Origin of the sequence: Pseudoduganella sp. RAF53_2 (assembly GCF_052113985.1) — a bacterium.
GTDB lineage: Bacteria > Pseudomonadota > Gammaproteobacteria > Burkholderiales > Burkholderiaceae_D > Rugamonas.
This window is the reverse complement of the sequence record NZ_JBFRDW010001048.1, coordinates 1-1,157: the sequence shown is the minus strand read 5'-3', so window position 1 is coordinate 1,157 and position 1,157 is coordinate 1. Positions and strand designations below refer to the sequence as shown.

The 1,157-nt window shown below is 60.9% G+C and carries 2 protein-coding genes; both read right to left on the bottom strand.

Annotated features, from left to right (window positions below; all coding sequences use genetic code 11):
- Positions 1-600, bottom strand: a 600-nt coding sequence (locus AB4Z11_RS32205; protein ID WP_442030317.1) for a response regulator, incomplete at its 3' end; no start/stop codon positions are given.
- A 17-nt stretch (positions 601-617) separates the two neighbouring features.
- Positions 618-1,157 (bottom strand): chemoreceptor glutamine deamidase CheD (cheD, locus tag AB4Z11_RS32200; RefSeq protein WP_442030315.1); only part of this gene is annotated, 540 nt, incomplete at its 5' end.

The window sequence follows — 1,157 nt, the reverse complement described above, 5'->3', positions numbered from 1 at the left end:
GCCCTCCGGCATGTGCTGGGTGATCAGGATGCCCGGGCAGTCGGACGGCATCTGCATCAGGAATTCACGGATCGCCTCCGTGCCGCCCGTGGACGCGCCCACGATAATCAGTTTTTCGGAAGACATCAGCGGATTGCGCAATTGTGGCAGTTGTGCGCCACCCTCGGCGCCCGCTTGCGGCAGGGTGCGCGCCCGGATGCGGGCCTTGGACGCGGCGCGGATTTTGTCGGAAATCAGCTCGGCGTACTCGCGCATGCCGCTCTGGATGGAGATCTTGGGCTTGGTGACGAAATCGACCGCGCCCAGTTCCAGCGCGCGCAGCGTGATTTCCGAACCGCGCTCGGTCAGCGAGGACACCATCACCACCGGCATTGGCCGTAGGCGCATCAGGCGTTCCAGGAAATCCAGCCCATCCATCTTCGGCATTTCGACGTCCAGCGTCAGCACGTCCGGGTTGGTCTGCTTGATCAGTTCGCGCGCCACCAGGGGATCGGGGGCCACGCCCACTACTTCCATATCGGGCTGCGACTTGATGATTTCGGTCATGACGCTGCGGATGAGCGCAGAGTCGTCCACAATCAGGACTTTGATCTTGTTCATAGCTTGTTACCTTCGTTTCAGAACAGCTCGACTTCGCCACCGACCGGTTGCACCTTGAGCCGGCTGGCGTATTCGATTTCCCGTTTGGCCAGGGTATCGTTATGGGTTTGCATCAGCTTCTTCACCAGCACCTTGCCGGTGCGCGGGAAGAAGTACACCTTGCGTGGATAAATATCGTTCAGGTCTTCGGCCATGATGCGGATCTTCTCATTGCGCAGGAAGGTCTGCACGAACGCCGCATTACGTTCGCCGACGTTAATCGCGGTGAAGCCTTTCAGCACCGCACCGCCGCCAAAGACTTTCGCTTCCAGGTTCTCGCGCCGCGCACCGGCCTTCATCAGGTCGTTGATCAGCACTTCCATCGCGTAGGTGCCGTAGCGCGCGGAGGCGGAAATCGGGCTGTTCCCGTCCGAGCCGCCATCCGGCAGCATGAAATGGTTCATGCCGCCCAGGCCCGATACGCGGTCGCGGATGCAGGCCGACACGCAGGAGCCCAGCACCGTCACGATCAGCATGTCCTTGTTGGTGTAGTAATACTCCCCGGGCAGGATCTTGGC